At 65.9% G+C, this 16,436-nt stretch carries 18 protein-coding genes; 5 read left to right on the top strand and 13 right to left on the bottom strand.

The window, feature by feature from the left end; all coding sequences use genetic code 11:
- Window positions 1-32: 32 nt before the first annotated feature.
- Genes manA through CLV47_RS18520 form a run of 6 tightly spaced genes read right to left on the bottom strand, consistent with a single transcriptional unit; the run spans window position 33 to window position 5,371 of the window.
- Window positions 33-1,271 carry a mannose-6-phosphate isomerase, class I gene (gene manA / locus CLV47_RS18495; protein WP_106350595.1) on the bottom strand — a complete coding sequence of 413 codons (1,239 nt, stop codon included), beginning with the start codon at window positions 1,269-1,271 and terminating at the stop codon, window positions 33-35.
- The gene (locus CLV47_RS18500) at window positions 1,271-2,236 is read right to left on the bottom strand and encodes a cation diffusion facilitator family transporter (RefSeq protein ID WP_106350596.1); all 966 of its coding nucleotides are present in this window, start codon (window positions 2,234-2,236) and stop codon (window positions 1,271-1,273) included. The genes manA and CLV47_RS18500 overlap by 1 nt, the downstream gene beginning before the upstream one ends.
- Window positions 2,233-3,390: an SIS domain-containing protein gene (locus CLV47_RS18505; RefSeq protein ID WP_170111159.1), complete on the bottom strand. Its 1,158-nt coding sequence runs from the start codon at window positions 3,388-3,390 to the stop codon at window positions 2,233-2,235. Before CLV47_RS18505 ends, CLV47_RS18500 begins: the two co-directional genes overlap by 4 nt.
- Window positions 3,391-3,403: 13 nt before the next feature.
- Window positions 3,404-3,598, bottom strand: a complete 195-nt coding sequence (locus CLV47_RS18510) for a Trm112 family protein (protein WP_202862689.1) — start codon at window positions 3,596-3,598, stop codon at window positions 3,404-3,406.
- A 10-nt stretch (window positions 3,599-3,608) separates the two neighbouring features.
- Window positions 3,609-4,967 carry a phosphomannomutase/phosphoglucomutase gene (locus tag CLV47_RS18515; RefSeq protein ID WP_106350599.1) on the bottom strand — a complete coding sequence of 453 codons (1,359 nt, stop codon included), beginning with the start codon at window positions 4,965-4,967 and terminating at the stop codon, window positions 3,609-3,611.
- Window positions 4,968-5,002: 35 nt separating this feature from the next.
- Window positions 5,003-5,371 (bottom strand): DUF3499 domain-containing protein, encoded by a 369-nt coding sequence (locus CLV47_RS18520; protein WP_177557568.1) that lies wholly within the window; start codon window positions 5,369-5,371, stop codon window positions 5,003-5,005.
- Window positions 5,372-5,475: 104 nt separating this feature from the next.
- Between CLV47_RS18520 and CLV47_RS18525 the strand changes: the two genes are divergently transcribed.
- Window positions 5,476-5,955: a metallopeptidase family protein gene (locus tag CLV47_RS18525; protein ID WP_202862690.1), complete on the top strand. Its 480-nt coding sequence runs from the start codon at window positions 5,476-5,478 to the stop codon at window positions 5,953-5,955.
- A 48-nt stretch (window positions 5,956-6,003) separates the two neighbouring features.
- Here the strand turns inward: CLV47_RS18525 and CLV47_RS18530 are convergent, their stop codons facing one another.
- Complete coding sequence (locus tag CLV47_RS18530) at window positions 6,004-6,285, bottom strand: WhiB family transcriptional regulator (protein ID WP_170111160.1); 282 nt, start codon at window positions 6,283-6,285, stop codon at window positions 6,004-6,006.
- 365 nt (window positions 6,286-6,650) lie between these two features.
- On the opposite strand from CLV47_RS18530, the gene cofD reads away from it, so the two are divergent.
- Genes cofD through CLV47_RS18545 form a run of 3 tightly spaced genes read left to right on the top strand, consistent with a single transcriptional unit; the run spans window position 6,651 to window position 9,258 of the window.
- Entirely contained in the window at window positions 6,651-7,676 is a 1,026-nt protein-coding gene (cofD, locus tag CLV47_RS18535; protein WP_202862691.1) for a 2-phospho-L-lactate transferase, read from the top strand.
- Complete coding sequence (locus CLV47_RS18540) at window positions 7,673-8,707, top strand: coenzyme F420-0:L-glutamate ligase (protein ID WP_106350602.1); 1,035 nt, start codon at window positions 7,673-7,675, stop codon at window positions 8,705-8,707. The genes cofD and CLV47_RS18540 overlap by 4 nt, the downstream gene beginning before the upstream one ends.
- Window positions 8,704-9,258, top strand: coding sequence for an NUDIX hydrolase (locus tag CLV47_RS18545; RefSeq protein WP_170111161.1), 555 nt, complete (start codon window positions 8,704-8,706; stop codon window positions 9,256-9,258). The genes CLV47_RS18540 and CLV47_RS18545 overlap by 4 nt, the downstream gene beginning before the upstream one ends.
- A gap of 7 nt (window positions 9,259-9,265) precedes the next feature.
- Here CLV47_RS18545 and CLV47_RS18550 read toward each other — a convergent pair whose 3' ends face one another.
- From CLV47_RS18550 to CLV47_RS18575, 6 genes are read right to left on the bottom strand one after another with little or no spacing between them, the layout of a single operon-like run.
- Complete coding sequence (locus CLV47_RS18550) at window positions 9,266-10,192, bottom strand: DNA-3-methyladenine glycosylase family protein (RefSeq protein ID WP_146135442.1); 927 nt, start codon at window positions 10,190-10,192, stop codon at window positions 9,266-9,268.
- Window positions 10,193-10,203: 11 nt separating this feature from the next.
- Entirely contained in the window at window positions 10,204-10,971 is a 768-nt protein-coding gene (locus CLV47_RS18555; protein ID WP_106350604.1) for an SDR family NAD(P)-dependent oxidoreductase, read from the bottom strand.
- Between the two features lie 36 nt (window positions 10,972-11,007).
- Window positions 11,008-12,096: a mannose-1-phosphate guanylyltransferase gene (locus CLV47_RS18560; RefSeq protein WP_106350605.1), complete on the bottom strand. Its 1,089-nt coding sequence runs from the start codon at window positions 12,094-12,096 to the stop codon at window positions 11,008-11,010.
- Between the two features lie 2 nt (window positions 12,097-12,098).
- Window positions 12,099-13,016 carry a glycosyltransferase family 2 protein gene (locus tag CLV47_RS18565; protein WP_106350606.1) on the bottom strand — a complete coding sequence of 306 codons (918 nt, stop codon included), beginning with the start codon at window positions 13,014-13,016 and terminating at the stop codon, window positions 12,099-12,101.
- The gene (locus CLV47_RS18570) at window positions 13,013-14,155 is read right to left on the bottom strand and encodes a glycosyltransferase family 4 protein (protein WP_238145513.1); all 1,143 of its coding nucleotides are present in this window, start codon (window positions 14,153-14,155) and stop codon (window positions 13,013-13,015) included. Before CLV47_RS18570 ends, CLV47_RS18565 begins: the two co-directional genes overlap by 4 nt.
- 16 nt (window positions 14,156-14,171) lie before the next feature.
- Window positions 14,172-15,299: a glycosyltransferase family 4 protein gene (locus CLV47_RS18575; protein ID WP_106350608.1), complete on the bottom strand. Its 1,128-nt coding sequence runs from the start codon at window positions 15,297-15,299 to the stop codon at window positions 14,172-14,174.
- A 136-nt stretch (window positions 15,300-15,435) separates the two neighbouring features.
- Here CLV47_RS18575 and CLV47_RS18580 point away from each other — a divergent pair, with 136 nt between their 5' ends.
- On the top strand, window positions 15,436-16,434 hold the full coding sequence (locus CLV47_RS18580) for a glycosyltransferase (protein WP_106350609.1): 999 nt from the start codon (window positions 15,436-15,438) through the stop codon (window positions 16,432-16,434).
- Window positions 16,435-16,436 lie beyond the last annotated feature (2 nt).

Raw genomic sequence — 16,436 nt, forward strand, 5'->3', positions numbered from 1 at the left:
GCGGGTGACCCGTCAATGGTACCGGCTCGCCGCTAGCGAGACCGGATGACCCGTCCGGCGCACACCCTGGTCAGCACCCCGTCACCGCTGACGGTCACGGAGCCTTGTGCCGCCGTGACGAAGACCGATTCCCCTTTGGAGAGCTCGGTCACGACGTCGCGCGAGGTGATTTTCATCGACCCTTCTATGCAGAAAAGGATTTGCGGACCGTCGGAGGCCACAATGACCTCTTCGCTGCTGATCTTCCGACGATACAAGGCAAACTCGCGGGCCGGGGTCGGCCAGGTCGTCATGCCCTCGTCGTAACCCGCCTCCGCGCCCAAGACGACGGGGTCTATAACAACCAACGGCCCCGACTCGAAATCGATGACCCGTAACAGCTCGGCGACGTCAATGTGCTTGGGCGTGAGGCCGCCGCGCAGCGTGTTGTCACTGTTGGCCTGCGCCTCGAGGCCCCAACCGTGCAGATAGGCGTGCAGCTGACCCGGACCGAGATAGACCCCTTGCCACGGCTGCAGTACAAGCAAATTGAGCAGCAGAGACAGCACGACGCCGATGTCACCGGGGTATGCCTCGCCGAGCTTGATCGCCCACATATATGACTTGCGGTCGGGATCGCTATCGTCGAGTCGCTCGACCAGCCGCGCCGACTCCTCAACGACCCTGCCAGCCAGCTCGCGCTGCTTTTCCTTCGGCATGCTCAGCAGCGTCGTGACCGCGACTCGGAGCCCATCGCTGGGTAACCCGGTCAGGAGTGAGCCGACGTACGGCGCGAGCATCCGGATCCCCAGCCGGGCGAGGATGTTGGCGGCGTCCTGTGCACCGCGAAAGCCACACAGCACCTCGCACTCGGATAGCGCGACGAACAACTCTGGTTTGGCGAACGGGTCACGATAGTTGCGTTGCGCATTGGAGAGCGCAATGCCGGCCTCGTTTTCTTCGGCAAAGCCGGTACGCGCACGGGCAGCCGTCGGATGCGCCTGGATCGACAGCGGTGACTCGGCGGCGAGGACCTTGAACAAGAACGGCAGACGTCCGTGATACTCGGAGTTGAGGACTCGACCGAGATGCGCCTCTGGTTCTTCTTTGATCAAGTCACACAGTGCCGGGCTGCCCGGCAGGTCCCGCGCGCGCGAGGACGCATCCGGGTGTGCACCGAGCCATAGCTCCGCTTCAGGCTCGGCGGTCGGACTCGGGCGGTTGGTGAGCTCGGCGATGACCCTGTGGGAACCCCACGCGTATCGCCTGACCTCATTGTCAAGAAGAAACATTACGGCGAGCCTATCTGACCTCGGGTCGCAGCTTCCGGCGCCGGTACGGCATTGAGCAGGTCGGGTTCGAGATAGATCAACGCCGAGTGCGGCAGTCCTGCGCGCACTCGTGCTTCCGCATCGTTGATAGCGACCGAGATTTGTTGAATGGTCGACCCGGGCGCGACGGCCACCTTCGCCGCGATCAACAGGTCGTCGGGCGACAGATGCTGGGTGCGCAGGTGCACCACTCGGGTGATGACGCGGTCGGATCCTGACTCGACGAGCAGTTGCTCGATCCGCGCCTGTTCCGCGGGGACGGCGGGCTCGCCGATCAACAGGCTGCGGGTCTCGGTGATCAAGATGATCGCGATGATCCCCAGCAATATTCCGATCAGCAGGGTTCCGATAGCGTCGAAGACGGGATTATCTGTTGCCCAGGTCATCGATACGCCAAATAGCGCGAACACGAGGCCCACCAGCGCGCCGGAGTCTTCCAGCAGGACGACCGGCAGTTCCGGGTTGCGGGAGTTGCGGATGAACTGCCACCACGAGCTATCGCCGCGCAGCTTGCTTGACTCGCGCATCGCGGTCCGAAATGAGTAGCCTTCGAGCCCAATCGCGACCACCAGGATGAGGACGGCGACGATCGGCATAGACAGTGGCTCGGGATGCTGCAGCTTGTGGATGGCTTCGTAGATCGCGAACACCGAGCCGAGCAAAAACAACACGAGCGCAACGACAAAGGCGAAAAAGTATCTGTTCGCGCCGTACCCGAACTGGTGTTTCGCGTCGGCTTGGCGCTTGGCCTGCTTGCCGCCGAGCAATAGCAGCCCTTGGTTGCCCGAGTCCGCGACCGAATGCACACCTTCGGCAAGCATGGAGGACGACCCGGTAATAGCGAAGCCGACGAACTTCGCGACCGCGATTCCGACATTGGCCCCCAGGGCGGCAAGTATCGCCTTTGTGGATCCTTCCGTGCTCACTCGGCGTCGCCTTCCGTCGGGTTCGATTTGCTTATTGTGGATTTGTCTACTAGCGGGAGGTACGCCGTAGCGACGTCGCCGATTTGGAGCATCGAGGCCAGCCGCGCCGCGGGCGTTTCCCCTTCGGCGGCGATCGTACTTAGACCCACGCCGCGCGCGGCTGCCATATCAGTGATGGCGGTCCTGGGACCGACATCGCCGCTCTCGCTGAAAAGTACGACCCGGAGCGGGCGACTCGGGCGACCGCCTCCGGAATCGTCGTACGGATCAAAGAAAATGTCGTCGGCAGCTCGGACGTAGGGCCCCTCGAGCGCAGCGCGCATTCGAGACAGTCCGGCCGGCAGTCCTACGTGCGCGACCGGAATCCCCATCGTGGCAAGCATTCTTGCAGCGAACCGGTAGGCAGCCGCGGCCGCGAGCGGTGAGTCACTCAGGGCAAGTGGCGTCGCGTCGAGACACTCGAGCGCTAGCGCTTTTGCCGGATTGCGGTCTGCGGGTGAGCGTGGTCCGACCAGCTCCGACGCGCCATCCAGCGCATCGGCCAGGTCCGAGAGAGTCGCCAATTCATCCGATTGGTCCGACCGGCCAGAATCGCGCAGTCGCTCACTGACCGCTAGCCCGGTGGCGATATGACCCCAGATCGTGTTGCCGGGCTCGGCCAGCGGTAGGACGAGAGCGTTGCGATCACCGGCACAGAGTACGTCAAGAGGAGAACCCGCGACAGTGGAGACGACGAGTGTGCTTCCCCGCTGCAGGGCGACTTTTGCGGCCCGGATGCTGGAGTCGTCCGAGCCAGTGTCACTCAACACCAGCACCATGTCGGCGATCCCTAGCCATGGCGTGCGGTCGTCAAGTGTCTGCCGGACCAAAGCCGGTGCAGCGATCGTCTCGCCGGCGAGCGCGGCGACGGCCTTCGCCGCGTCCTTGGCGCCGTACCCAGCGAAAACCACGAAGTAGCGGACCGGAGGCAGGACCATCGCGAGGCGACCCGACTCCCGAAGCGCCGTCGCGGTGCGGCGTACTACAGAGCCGGCGTACGCCGTGTCCATCAACTGGCCGGCCCGGTCACGCTCGACAAGCCCGTCTGTGTCGTCGATCAGCGAATCAGGCCCCAAGTCGTCCGGGCCGAGGCCCGCAGATCCCGCCCACGTCACCGCAGGTCCCCTGTCAGCTGGGCCGGAGAGCTTCATCAAGCAACAGCACTGGAATGCCGTCGCGGATCGGGAAGATCAACTCGCATTCGATGCATTGCAGCGCACGACCGTCGAGTCCACTCACGGTGCCCTCGGCTACCTCCCGCAGCGGTGCGTGATGTGCGTCCGGGCAGGCAAGTAGTTTGAGTAGTTCGGCATCAACGGTCATGGCCAGGATTCTACCCGCCGCGGATGATGCTCAACACGTGATCGCGGACCTCTTCCATGCGTTCGCGGCTGGCTGCCTCGACATTGAGCCGCAGCAACGGTTCGGTGTTGGAGGCGCGCACGTTGAACCAGACTCCATCGGCAAACGTGACGGTAATTCCATCGAACAGTTCGTACGTCGCATCGCCCTGCGCGTCGGCGTACCGCGTGACCGCCGCGACGCGGCCGGGCAGATCGTCGACGGTCGAGTTGATCTCGCCGCTGGCGATATACCGGTCGTACGGCGCCACGACCTCGGACAGCGATCCCGATCGACGACCCAGCTCGGCGAGCACGTGCAGCGCGGCGAGCATCCCGGTGTCGGCGTTCCAGAATTCCTGAAAATAGTAGTGCGCAGAGTGTTCGCCGCCGAAGATCGCATGATGCTGCGCCATAAGCGCTTTCATGTTGGAGTGACCGACCTTGCCGCGGACCGGCAGACCGCCGCATTCGCGGACGACCTCCTCGACCGCGCGGGAGGTGATGGCGTTGTAGACGACGGCGCCGCCCGGGTGCTTTTCGAGCTCGCGAGCGGCGATCATCGTGGTAATGGCCGATGGCGAGACGGCTCCGCCGCGCTCGTCGACGACGAAGCAGCGATCCGCATCTCCATCGAACGCGAGGCCGAGGTCGGCGCCCTGCTGCACGACTTCGGCTTGCAGGTCTACGAGGTTGTCGGGGTTGAGTGGATCGGCCGGATGGTTAGGAAACGTCCCGTCCAGCTCGAAGTACATCGGCACGACCTCGATATTGGTGCCAGCGAAAACCGCCGGCACCGTGTGCCCGGCCATCCCGTTGCCGGCGTCCACCACGACCTTGAGCGGTCGGGTGTGCTCCAAGCTGACAAGGGTGCGCAGATGGCGGACATAAGCCTCGAGGGTGTCGAGCTCGGCTCGGGTGCCGGGCCGGGACGCGGCCGGGAGGCCCTGTTCGGCGAGGTCGCGTACGTCGGACAGTCCCGTGTCGAGACCCACCGGAGCGGCCTTGGCGAGGCAGAACTTCAGACCGTTGTACGCCGCGGGGTTGTGGCTCGCGGTGACCATGATGCCGGGCTTGTCCTGCCAGCCGGCGGCGAAGTAGAGCTGGTCAGTTGCGCTGAGTCCGGTGACGATCGCGTCGCTGCCCTGTTCGGTGATGCCCGCGGCGAGCGCCTCGATGACATCGGGAGTGGTGGGGCGCATGTCGCCGGCAATGAGTACCGACGTACCGCGGCCGTTGTCGGCCAGCCATCGTGCGTACGCCGCGCCAATTCGCTTGGCAGCAGCCGCGTCGAAGTCGCCCGGATAGAGCCCGCGCACGTCGTACGCTTTGAAAATTCTAGAGAGGTCCACCCGGCAATCTTGTCAGGCCGACACCGATGCTGACCCTAGGAGGTAGGCGGCACGACGCGCAGGTGACCGCGGCGCCCCTTGCTGGTCGGGATTGTCCGCTGGCGCGGCGACGTATCGGGCAGCATCGGCTGTGGCCGCGCCGCCTCCCGCACCGCATCGGCCAGCGCGAGCAAGTCGTCCGACGACGGACCGGAGTCCACAAAGTCGCCCTCGCTGCGCAGCACTTCCCAGCCAATCGGCACGGTGAGCCGGCTGGCGTGGTCCTCGCACAAGTCGTAACTATGCGGCTCGGAGTATGTCGCGAGTGGCCCCACAACGGCGGTCGACTCGGCGTACACGTAGGTCAATGTCGCGACGGCACCCTTGACGCACGCGGGGCGACTACATCTACGGACCGGTTTCACGTCGATCAGCGTATCTCCGACTCCCGGGCGAGCGCGGTAAGCCGCGACGCGAGTTGCCGGTGTGTCGCAAGTGGAGGTCGAACCACTCGATCTACAGTGCAGTGGTGAGTTCATCGAGGGGCCCGCGTAGTTACCCCGCGCGGCGTGATCGGCGTGGCCGCGGCGTGCGCGGCTCGCTGCTGCCACCGGGCCTGCCACTGTCCCGGTCCCGCGCCGAGGCATTTGACGACATCGTGCTCGACGCGGTCGAGAGCCTCGAGCCTCGCTGGGGCGACGTGCTTGAGCACGTTGAGTTCGCCGTAGAAGACGTGCCTACTGTCGAGCACTCCACGCCGGACGATGTCATCCACATGCCCAACGTGGTCGAGGACTCAACGGTGCCCCTGTCGAGGCTGATTCCGGGTGGCGTGGTCGGCGACGGGCAGACGCTCCCGCCGCGGATCGTGATCTACCGCCGGCCGCTCGAGGTGCGCGGACAGTCACAGGTCGACCTGGTGGCGCTGGTCCACGACATCGTCGTCGAACAGGTCGCAAGCTTGCTCGGCAAGGACCCCGATGAGATCGAAGACATTGATGGCGACTAAACCATCGCAGGTGGCTGGCTCAGTCCTGAAGCAGCCCGGTTGAGGTAGCTAAGAGGCGTTGCGGCGTGCGGTCTTGAGCCGACGACGCTCCCGCTCGGACAGGCCGCCCCAAATGCCAAAACGCTCATCGTGGCCAAGCGCGTACTCAAGGCACTCGTCCTTAACTTCGCAGCCGACGCAGATTTTCTTCGCTTCGCGGGTGGAGCCGCCTTTTTCCGGGAAGAACGCTTCTGGATCGGTCTGAGCGCACAGTGCGCGCTCCTGCCAATCCTGTTCGTCGCCTTCGTCGGCGTCCCAAAACTCGTGGGTAAAAGCCTGCGGTTCGGTCACAGTCAAAGCCCCTTCCATTCTCGACTCGGCTCGCTCGTGAACCTGCTCTGCGCGGTAGCGCTATGCATTGTTGTCACGTGGTCTCGCGCGGACGCCCGGGGGGTGGGCATCAGTTGGTACTTGCTGTTGTGGGTCGTGCTGTTGGTGCTGATGTTGGGTAGTACGGATGCTGCTGTTCGGTGGTGCTCGTCACGCTGTGCTGTGCGAAACCCAATGCGCCGGTAACGACATCGATGTAATTACACGTGTGTCGTTGCCCTAAAGTCAAGCCGTTCGGTGATATTCACCGTTCAGCACGCAAGTTTTCGGTATGACGTGGCGCCCACCTCGCAGCAGCGAGTCACCCTACTGAGAACATTGCTTATGTGCAGCCAACTCTTTCCTCCACAGGGTCCTCTTCGGTTAACGGCCAGCCCCCGCGAATCACCGTTCTGGCCGGCGGCGTAGGCGGCGCGACGTTCTTGCTTGGCGTCCGCGAAGTCGCCCAGCGCCTCGGCGCGGAGGTCACCGCGATCATCAACACCGGCGACGATGCAACCATGCACGGGCTGCGCGTCTGTCCCGACCTGGACAGCGTGATGTATACGCTCGGCGGCGCGCACGACCCCGGCCGTGGGTGGGGCCAGGTCGGCGAGACGTGGGTCGTCGGCGCCGAGCTCAAGGAGTACGCCGCCGGTCCGACCTGGTTCAACCTGGGCGACAAGGACATTGCCACCCATCTCGTGCGCACTCAGATGCTGGATGCCGGGTTCGGACTCGCCGACGTCACTGCCGCGCTGTGCCACCGGTGGCAGCCCGGGATCAGCCTGTTGCCAATGACCGACCAACGCTGCGAGACGCACGTCGTCGCCGACGTCCCCGACGACGACGGCGCCGTCGCAACCCGAGCGATTCATTTCCAGGAGTGGTGGGTCCGATGGCGCGCCGACGTACCTACCCATGAGTTCGTGCAGATCGGGATCGAGCAGGCCAAGCCCGCGCCCGGAGTGCTCGATGCGATCAACAACGCCGACGTGGTCCTGCTCGCCCCCTCCAACCCGATCGTGAGCATCGGCACAATCCTTGCGATACAGGGCATCGGCGATGCGGTGCGCGCTACTAAAGCGCCAGTGATCGGCCTGTCCCCCATCATCGACGGCGCGCCGATCCGCGGCATGGCGGACAAGTGCTTGCGCACCGTCGGCGTCGAGTCAACCGCGGCCGCCGTGGCACAGCATTATGGCGCCCGGTCCGCTGGCGGCGTATTGGACGGATGGCTCGTCCACGACGGCGATCCGCTGCCCGAAGGGGAAATAGCGTCACGAGCGGTACCGCTGTTGATGAGTGATGTCTCCGCCACTGCCGCGATGGTCGACGAAGCCCTACGGCTCGCCGACGCTGTGCGCGCATGACGTCGTCCGACCCCGCGACCCCTGCCGGAGCCGAGGACCTGCCGAAGTCATTTTCGGTACACGCGGTGACCGGGCTGCCAGAGTTCCATCACGGTGACGATCTGGTCGGTCACCTACCGGCCCTGGAGGACCGTGACATCGTCGTGGTGACGTCGAAGGTCATCTCGAAGATCGAGGGCCGACTCGTCGCGGTCGGTGACGGCGAGGAGGAACGGCAACGTGCCCGGGAGGACGCCATCACCGGGCAGACGGTGGCGGTCGTCGCTCAACGCGGGCCGACCCGGATCGTGCGCAACCAGCTCGGACTGACGATGGCGGCCGCCGGAATAGACGCCTCGAACGTTCCGAACGGGGTCATCGCTTTACTGCCAGAAGATCCCGACGCCTCGGCCCGCCGACTGCGCGCGGCAATCCGGCGACGGTTGAGTCGTGATGTCGCGGTCATCATCACCGATACCGTCGGGCGGCCGTGGCGCGAAGGACTGGTCGATATCGCGATCGGCGTCGCCGGGATCACCCCGTTGCGCGACTTACGCGGCACGCTCGACACGCACGGCCACCCGCTGGCCGTGACCGCTCTCGCGCAAGCCGACGAGATCGCCTCGGCCTCCGAGCTCGTGCGCGGTAAGGTCGGCAGCGTCCCGGTGGCCGTCGTACGCGGGATCCCTTGGCAAGACGGCGAAGTAGCGGCATCATCGCTGATCCGCGGCGGTGAGACGGACATGTTCTCACTCGGGACTCGCGACGTCGTGCCGGCCACCGCATCAGGCGCCGGCGCCGGCATCGCGGCGCCACAGCAGATCGAGGCGGCGCTGGCGGCGGTGCCGGAAGTAGACGGCGTGAGTACGTCGTACGCCGCGGCGACGATCGCGGTCCACTCACGCATCGATTCCTTCGAGACGGGTGTCTACGTCGGCAAACTACTGGTCGCGTTGCGCGCCGAGGGACTCATCGGCTCGGTCGCGAGTCGCGACCCGGTGCAGATCGAGACCACCGTCGCGGCGGCGTACCAAGGACGGCCGGTGCCGTGAGCTACCAGAGCGTGCGAGCGAGCGCCCGCGACATCCTGCGGAGCTGGTCACCGGCAGACGAATCCCAAGATCCCTTGCGACTGACGTATCTAAGCTATCTGGACGCCGTACCCGAAGCCGTGCAGCGCGAGTGCGCGGCCGGCCACATCACCGCAAGCGCACTGGTGTGCGACCTCGAAGAGCGCAGCGTACTGCTGACGCTGCACCCGCGAATCGGCCGATGGGTGCAGCTCGGCGGACACTGCGAGGCAGGTGACCAGAGTCTGACCGGCGCTGCTCTTCGCGAAGCTCAGGAGGAAAGCGGGATCGACGCCTTGCTGATCGATCCCGTGCCTTTGCAGTTGCACACGCACCCGCTCACATGTTCCGGCGGCGTACCTACCCACCACCTCGATGTGCAGTTCTTGGTGCGGGCCACGCCCGGAAGTACGGCGCACATCAGCGACGAATCCCTTGACCTGGACTGGTTCCGGTTCGATGAGCTGCCGCATGGAGTCGACGACTCGGTCCAGCAGCTTGTTGCGGCGGCAAGAGTCCGTCTCTCCTCTTAGCTTTCGCCTAGAAGCGGCGGTAGTCCGGGACGGTACGCCGAGGGCCACGGCGCGGCGGACCGACTCTGGCCAACTCGAGTAGCCGCACGACGCGGCCACGGTGCGGACGGTACGGCGCCAGCAGGCGCGCCATGCCCTCATCGTCGGTGGGTTCGCCGGTGAACGCGTAGCCGACCGTCGACGGCACGTGGTAGTCGCCGAACGACGGCGCATCAGCGGCGCCGAGCGCGCGCTGCGCAACCTCGGACGCCGTCCAGAGTCCGATTCCGCGGATGCTCATCAGCTTCGCGATCGCCTCATCCGCGGGCAGTGTCGTCAGTCGGTCAAGGGAGTTGGCGGCGCCGGCTGCGCGCCGGATGGTTTCGCGATGAGCGCGGTCGACACCGAGCTGGTGCCAGTCCCAGTCGGCGAGTGCGCGGACCTGCGCGGGCGACGGCGGGACCCGAAGACGGTCTGGTACCGGTCCGGGAGCGACGCCGCCGTACTTGTGCAGCAGCATCCGCCACGAGCCGAACGCTTCCTTGCCGGTGATCTTCTGGCTCAGGATGGCCGGCACAAGCGACTCGAAGATCAGTTCGGTACGCGGGAAATGCACTCTTCCGATCCGTCGGTAGAGGTCGCGGATCGGCTCTGTGTCGGGACGAAACGTCGAATCGTCGTCGTCGAGTCCGAACATCGCCGAAAGATTTGCGACGATCCATTCCGCGCCGCTCCCCCACGCACGGACCTCGACGTCGCCTCGACGTTGGGTGATGCAGATCGAGACTGGCCCCTCCGGGGTGAGCGACGCGCGCCAAATGCCCTCCGGCGTACGCATAAACGCCGGATCGCCCGAGCCGTAGCGAAGAAGCCCGAGCGTGCGATCCAGATCCAGCCCGTCCGGAAGCGTCAGCACGTGCCTAAGACCTGCTGCGCTCCCGGGCGGATCGGACATTATTGGTCGGTCTAGCGCGGCGCCATCCGCAGCGCTGCGTCGAACCGAATAGTCTCGCCGTTGATGTAGTCATGCTCGCCAAGGAAGACCGCGATCTGCGCGTATTCAGACGGCCTGCCGATGCGCTTCGGGAAGGGCACGCCGTCACCGAGAGTCTTGCGGAACTCGTCGGTCACGCCAGCAAGCATCGGTGTGTCGATGATGCCCGGCGCGATCGTGTTGACCCGGATGCCGACGCTGGAAAGGTCCCGAGCGGCGGGCAGGGTCATGCCATGGATGCCCGCTTTGCTTGTGGCATAGGCGATCTGACCGATCTGTCCTTCGAACGCCGCCACGCTGGCCGTGTTGATGATCACTCCGCGTGCATCGTCCTCAAGCGGCGCCGTGGTGGCCATCGCCGCGGCGGCGAGACGCAGCACGTTAAATGTGCCGACGAGGTTGATGTTGATGACCTTCTGGAACGACTCGAGGTCGTGCGGCCCGGTCTTGGTCAGCGTACGTTTCGCGTAGCCGATTCCCGCGCAGTTGACGACGACGCGCAGCGGCGAGTCCTTGCTCGACGCATCGTCGACGGCCGCCTGGACCTGGTCGGGGTTGGTCACGTCGGTCTTGACGTACGTCGTCGCGCCGCCAAGCTCGGCGGCCAGCGCCTGGCCCTTTTCCTCGGCCAGGTCGACGATCGTGACCGAGGCGCCTTTGGCGTGCAGCGCCCGGACGGTGGCCTCGCCGAGGCCGGAGGCGCCTCCGGTGACGAGGGCGGAGACTGCTGATAGGTCCATGTTGATTCCTTCTCGCAAACTGTTGGGTGCGGTTGATCAGAGGAGATCGTCACGACCTCGCGACGTCCATTCCTCGACGGCTTCTTTGACCCGTTGTGCATCGGAGCGCCGCGCTACGAGGATAGCGGTCGAGGTCTCGACTACGACGACGTCGGGTACGCCGATCACCGTCACCGCCCGGCCGCTCGCGGAGGTAGCGAAGCTTCCCGGCGAGTCGATCAGCAAAGTTTCCTTCGGCTGCGCCAACCGGCTTCCTTCGGCGATGCCCATCTCGGCGACCGTGTCCCAGTCGCCGATATCGCTCCATCCCATGTCACAGGGCACGGTTGCGACGCGACCGTCGTCGGCCGCACCCTCCATGACCGCATGGTCGAAGCTGATCGACGGCAGGCCTGGCCAGATCTCACCCAAAAGGTCATGCGCCGCGGCGTTGTCGGTCAGCCACAGTTTCGCGATTCGCATCAGCCCGTCGGCGAGCTCTGGAGCGCGCTGCCGAATCTGATCCATCACGTCGCGTGCACGGCACACAAACATCCCGGCGTTCCAGACATACTCGCCAGACAAGACATATTGTTCGGCGACCTCACGTGCCGGCTTCTCCTTGAAGCTAAGGACTTCGAGAGCATTGTCAATCCCCAGCGACGGCCCACACTTGATGTAGCCGTATCCAGTTTCCGGTCTGGTCGGCGTGATTCCGAGGGTGACCAGCTTGCCGGTCTGTGCCACCCTGATCGCCGTACGTACGGCGGATCGAAATGCGTCGCCGACCGAGATCAGGTGGTCAGCCGGGAAGCTACCGATGATCGCGTCAGGCTCACGCGCCTCGATGACAGCTGCGGCCAACCCGATCGCAGGCCCGGAGTTGCGTGGTCCCGGTTCGACCAGGAAGTTTTCCCCCGGCAGCTGCGGGATCTGGCGGGCAATTGCCGCGACATGCGCGCCACCGCAGACGATAAAGGTCTGCGCCGGGTCGACAAGGGGCTCGATCCGCGCCATCGTCAGCTGAAGCAGCGACCGCTCGTCGGACCCAAGACGATGCAGGAACTTCGGCGCGTCCCTGCGGCTGAGCGGCCACAGGCGGGTGCCACTCCCCCCAGCGGGAATACACGCATAGAACGAGGACATCCTCAGCCTTCCCGTCGAGGTGGCAGATCGGCGGCACGTTGGCGCAATGCCGCGCCTTCGCGGACTCGCCCGAAGAGTCTGGACAACTGCAACCTGGCCTCGAGCCCGGCCCGCAGTACGACGCGCACCGGAAACCATTTCGGTCCCGTGTAGCGGTCGGCGAGGAATCGGTAGGCGCTGCGGTGATGCTCGCGCATCATCGCCATGGGCGCCCGTTCAGCGGCATGACCGCCGACGTGCTCGACGACTGCAGTTGGTACGTAGACCACCTGCCACCCAGCCTTTCCCAGTCGGTCGCACATATCGACGTCTTCGAAGTACATGAAGTATTGCGGGTCGAATCCATCGAGTGCCAGTACGGCGTCCCGGCGCAGCAGCATACATGCGCCCGATAGCCAGCCGGTTTCTCTCTCCATCGGGTCTTGAGCATCGTGACGATAAGCCCGGGTCCACGGATTGGTCGGCCAGATCCAGCCGAACACGGCATGCCCGATGCCGTTCTTAAGAGTGGGTATCGCGCGCGCCGACGGATACAGCACACCTTCGGGGGTAATGATTGCAGGGCCGACAGCCGCGACATGCGGCCAACGCGTGGTCGCAGCGAGCAGCTCGTCGAGCGCACCTTCGCGCCACACCACGTCTGGATTGGCGATGACGACCCACTCGGTGTCGGCCGCTCGCAATCCGACGTTGGCGGCCTGGCCGAAACCGATGTTGGCATGTGTGCGCACCAACCGCAGCGGCACGCCCTTAGCCGCCGCGGCACGTTCGGCCTGCTCCGGAGCATCATCGGTCGATCCGTTATCCACCAGTACGACATCGACGTCGCTGCCCGTCGCCGTGGCGAGCGAGTCCAGGAAGTTGCCCAGGTGTACGCCGGGCGAGTAGGTGACCGCGACGACCGTGACGGCCGCGCTCATCGCTGAAACCGCCCGACCTGCGCGTAGATCTCTTGATGCCGCACCGCCGCGGAATGCCATGAGAACTCTGCCGCCCGGGACAGCCCAAGCGTGGCAAGTTCGCGGCGCCTCGAGGGGTTATCCAGCAGCGCGGCGATCGCCGTACCGATTGAGTCCGGGTCGGTGCCGGTGTATTCCACCGCGTCGCCGCCCACCTCGGACAGGGACAGCACTGGCGTGGTCAGGACCGGAGCGGCACACGCCATCGCCTCGAGCACGGGCAACCCGAAGCCCTCGCCCAGTGATGGGTAAGCGACGAACTGAGCGCCGCCGAGGTAACCGCGCAACAGCTCCAACGGCAAGAATCCCGGCCGCAGTACGTCGACGCCCGCGGGCAGCCCGGCGATCAGGGCGTCGAGTGAGTCATCCCAGCCCTGCCCGCCGGCCAGCACAAGCGCGGGCTTGTCGGCCCGGCCGCGGACGGCGTTTGCGAACCCGCGGATCAGGCTGGAAAGATTCTTACGCGGCTCGAGCGTGCCCAAAAACGCTATATACGGGCGATCCGCGAGCTCGAGGTGTCGGCGAGCGGCGGCGATCTCGTCGGACGTCGGCCGGTGAAAGACCTCCTCGTCAACCCCGAGGTGCACGACATCGATCCGGTCCTCTCGGGTGCCGAGCACCCGCACAAGTTCGTCCCGGGTCGCCGCGGATGGCACGATGCAGCGCGTCGCACGACGCAGCGATAGTTTCGTCCAGTTAGTGAAAAACAGTCGCTTCACCCGCTCGTGCACGTCCGGGTGGGTAAAGAACGTCGCGTCGTGCAACGTCACGACGATAGGGCGACGTACGGCGAGCGGCTGCGTGTAGTGCGGACTGTGCACAACATCGGCGTTGGTCTTAGCCACCAAGCGGGCGAGCCCGGTCTGCTCCCACGCCAGACGCGCCGGCCGGCGGCCGATCTGCGCGGGGCCGGGCAAGATGTCGGCACTCGGGCACAGCGACTCATAGTGCCGGGCGTCCTCCGCCCGGCACGCGATCAGCAGCGGCGTACCTAGACGACCGAGCTCCGGCAGCAACGAGTCGACGTATCTGCCCACGCCGCGACGATCAGGCGGTACCGCGGTCGCGTCCATCAGGACGCGCGGATGAGATGCAGACACTCGGGACCTTTCGTGCTTACGCGTTGTCGAGGACGTCGTCGTACAGCTGCCACAGCGCGCGCGCCGACTTTTCCCAGCTGAAGTCCGTTGCGCGTCGTAAGCCCAACGAGCGTAGACGCTGTTGGGTGCCGTGGTCGTCGATGACGCCGCGAATCGCCTCGGCGAGCAGCCGCGACTCCCCCACCGGTACGACGACCCCCGCACCGCCGGCGACCTCGACAAGCGCGGGCGCGTCGGAATGGATGACCGGCGTACCGGCGGCCATGGCCTCCAGCACGGGAATGCCGAACCCCTCCGACCGGCTCGGCGCGACGAGGACTCCGGCTCGGGCAAACGTGACGGCAAGGTCGGCGTCGCTGAGCCGACCCATCACCCGGACTCGATCCGCGGGTAATCCGAGGCGGCTGGCCTCTTTGTCCAGGTCGATGCCGCCCCAACCGGGCTGGCCGACGACCAACAGCGGCACCTTGGGCGCGCTCGGGTTAGCCAGCGCCGCAAGCAGTACGTCGAGGCCCTTGCGCGGCTCGAGGGTTGCGACGCTGAGTAGGTAGGTCTCAGGAAGGCCGAGGCGGACGGCCCGCGCGTCAGCATCAGTCGGTAAATCGAGATCGCGGCTCACACCGAGTCCGATCACGCTCGTCTTGGCGCCGATATCGATGAATTCGACCAACTGGTCGACGACGGCCTGCGACGGTACGACGATCGCGTCGGCCTGACGAGCGACACGCTCCCCGACCCGCCGATGCCAGGTGGCGCCACGCGGTGTGAGTGTCTCGGGGTGCGTCCACGGGACGGCGTCGTGGATCGTCACGACCAGCGGTTTGCGGCGCCTTGGCGGCACCAGCATGGTGGGCGCGTGCACGAGGTCCGCGCCACGTGGGGCCGGCCCGATACCCGTGTCCCACGCGGCGATCAGCCCGCGCCGCGGCAGCGGCAACGTCTTCGGTCCGCGGACACCCCGGATCCGTGCCGGGGCGAGATCGCGGTGCGCGGCCGTCCAGCCGACGACCGTGCGCTCGCGGTCCACGGCGGCGAGGGCGGCGGCGATCTCCTTGGTATAGCGGCCGGTCCCGCCGGGCACCGGCGCGAGACACTGCTCCAGGAGAAATGCGACCGAGCGGGCGCGCGCCGTACCGTGTGCCACGCCGTTCCCTCTTCCGCTAGGCCGTGCTCATTTACATTTGCTGCTTGCTCATCCGCATTTGACAGTGCCCACCAGGCTAATCCGTCGTCGCGGGGCGGGTCATCTGGCGCACCGGCGTAAGGCACACTTCATTGCTATGAGCCTGCTCCCAGCCGCCGACATCACCGTCGTGATCGTGACCTGGCAAGGACGCGACCTCACCAAATCGGCTCTCGAATCGCTTGCCACGCAGACCCAGCCGCACCGGGTGCTGGTCGTCGACAACGCCTCCACCGACGGCACGACGGACATGCTGCGCGCGGACTTCCCCGACGCGGACGTGCTCGCGTTGCAGGACAACACCGGTTTCGCCGGTGGCGCCGCGGCGGCGCTTGGGCGCGTCAGCTCTCGGTACGTCGCACTCCTCAACAATGACGCCCTGGCCGATCCGCGGTGGCTCGAACACTCGCTCGCCATGCTCGAGCAACCGCAGGTCGCGGCCGTCAGCGCCAAGATGCTGCTCACCGACCGCCAGTCACCGGGCGGTACGCCGTTGATCAACAACGCCGGTGTCGCCCTGCTGTCAACGGGGTACGGCGCGGACCGCGGCCTGGGCATACCGGACGGCGCGGACTACGCCGTGCCGGCCCGGGTATTCGGGTTCTCCGGCGGCGCGGCCGTGTTGCGCACGCTCGCGGTCAAGGCGGTCGGCGGGTTCGACGCGTCGTACTTCATGTACTACGAAGACACCGACCTCTCCTGGCGGCTGCGACTGGCGGGCTGGGAGATCTTGTACTGCTCCGATGCCGTCGTGCATCACCGACATGCCGCGACGTCGGACCCGGACTCGGAGATGTTCGCCTTCCACAACGAGCGCAACCGGCTGCTGACGCTGCTGCGCAATGCCCCGCTCGGCTACGCCGCGGCGAAGCTCGCCCGGTTCATGGTCACCACCGGGTCGTTGACGCTGCGGCACTGGCTGCGGCGAGACGTCCCGGCCCGGCAGGTGTTCCTCCCGCAGCTACGGCTCCGCGTACTCGGCTCGGTCGTGCGGCTGCTGCCGCGCACGCTGGCCAAACGCACAACGACCCGGGTCTCCCGGGCCGAAGTCGTGTCTGCCTGGGCCGGCACAGCGTCGCGCGATTGGAGCCGCTGACA

Origin of the sequence: Antricoccus suffuscus, from assembly GCF_003003235.1 — a bacterium.
Lineage (GTDB): Bacteria > Actinomycetota > Actinomycetes > Mycobacteriales > Antricoccaceae > Antricoccus > Antricoccus suffuscus.

Coding starts and splice junctions, on each gene's coding strand:
- CLV47_RS18555 (WP_106350604.1), bottom strand. CDS start 10,971: ATGGACCTATCAGCAGTCTCCGCCCTCGTCACCGGAGGCGCCTCCGGC.
- CLV47_RS18510 (WP_202862689.1), bottom strand. CDS start 3,598: ATGACCGTTGATGCCGAACTACTCAAACTACTTGCCTGCCCGGACGCA.
- CLV47_RS18580 (WP_106350609.1), top strand. CDS start 15,436: ATGAGCCTGCTCCCAGCCGCCGACATCACCGTCGTGATCGTGACCTGG.
- manA (WP_106350595.1), bottom strand. CDS start 1,271: ATGTTTCTTCTTGACAATGAGGTCAGGCGATACGCGTGGGGTTCCCAC.
- CLV47_RS18540 (WP_106350602.1), top strand. CDS start 7,673: ATGACGTCGTCCGACCCCGCGACCCCTGCCGGAGCCGAGGACCTGCCG.
- CLV47_RS18565 (WP_106350606.1), bottom strand. CDS start 13,016: ATGAGCGCGGCCGTCACGGTCGTCGCGGTCACCTACTCGCCCGGCGTA.
- CLV47_RS18550 (WP_146135442.1), bottom strand. CDS start 10,192: ATGTCCGATCCGCCCGGGAGCGCAGCAGGTCTTAGGCACGTGCTGACG.
- CLV47_RS18560 (WP_106350605.1), bottom strand. CDS start 12,096: ATGTCCTCGTTCTATGCGTGTATTCCCGCTGGGGGGAGTGGCACCCGC.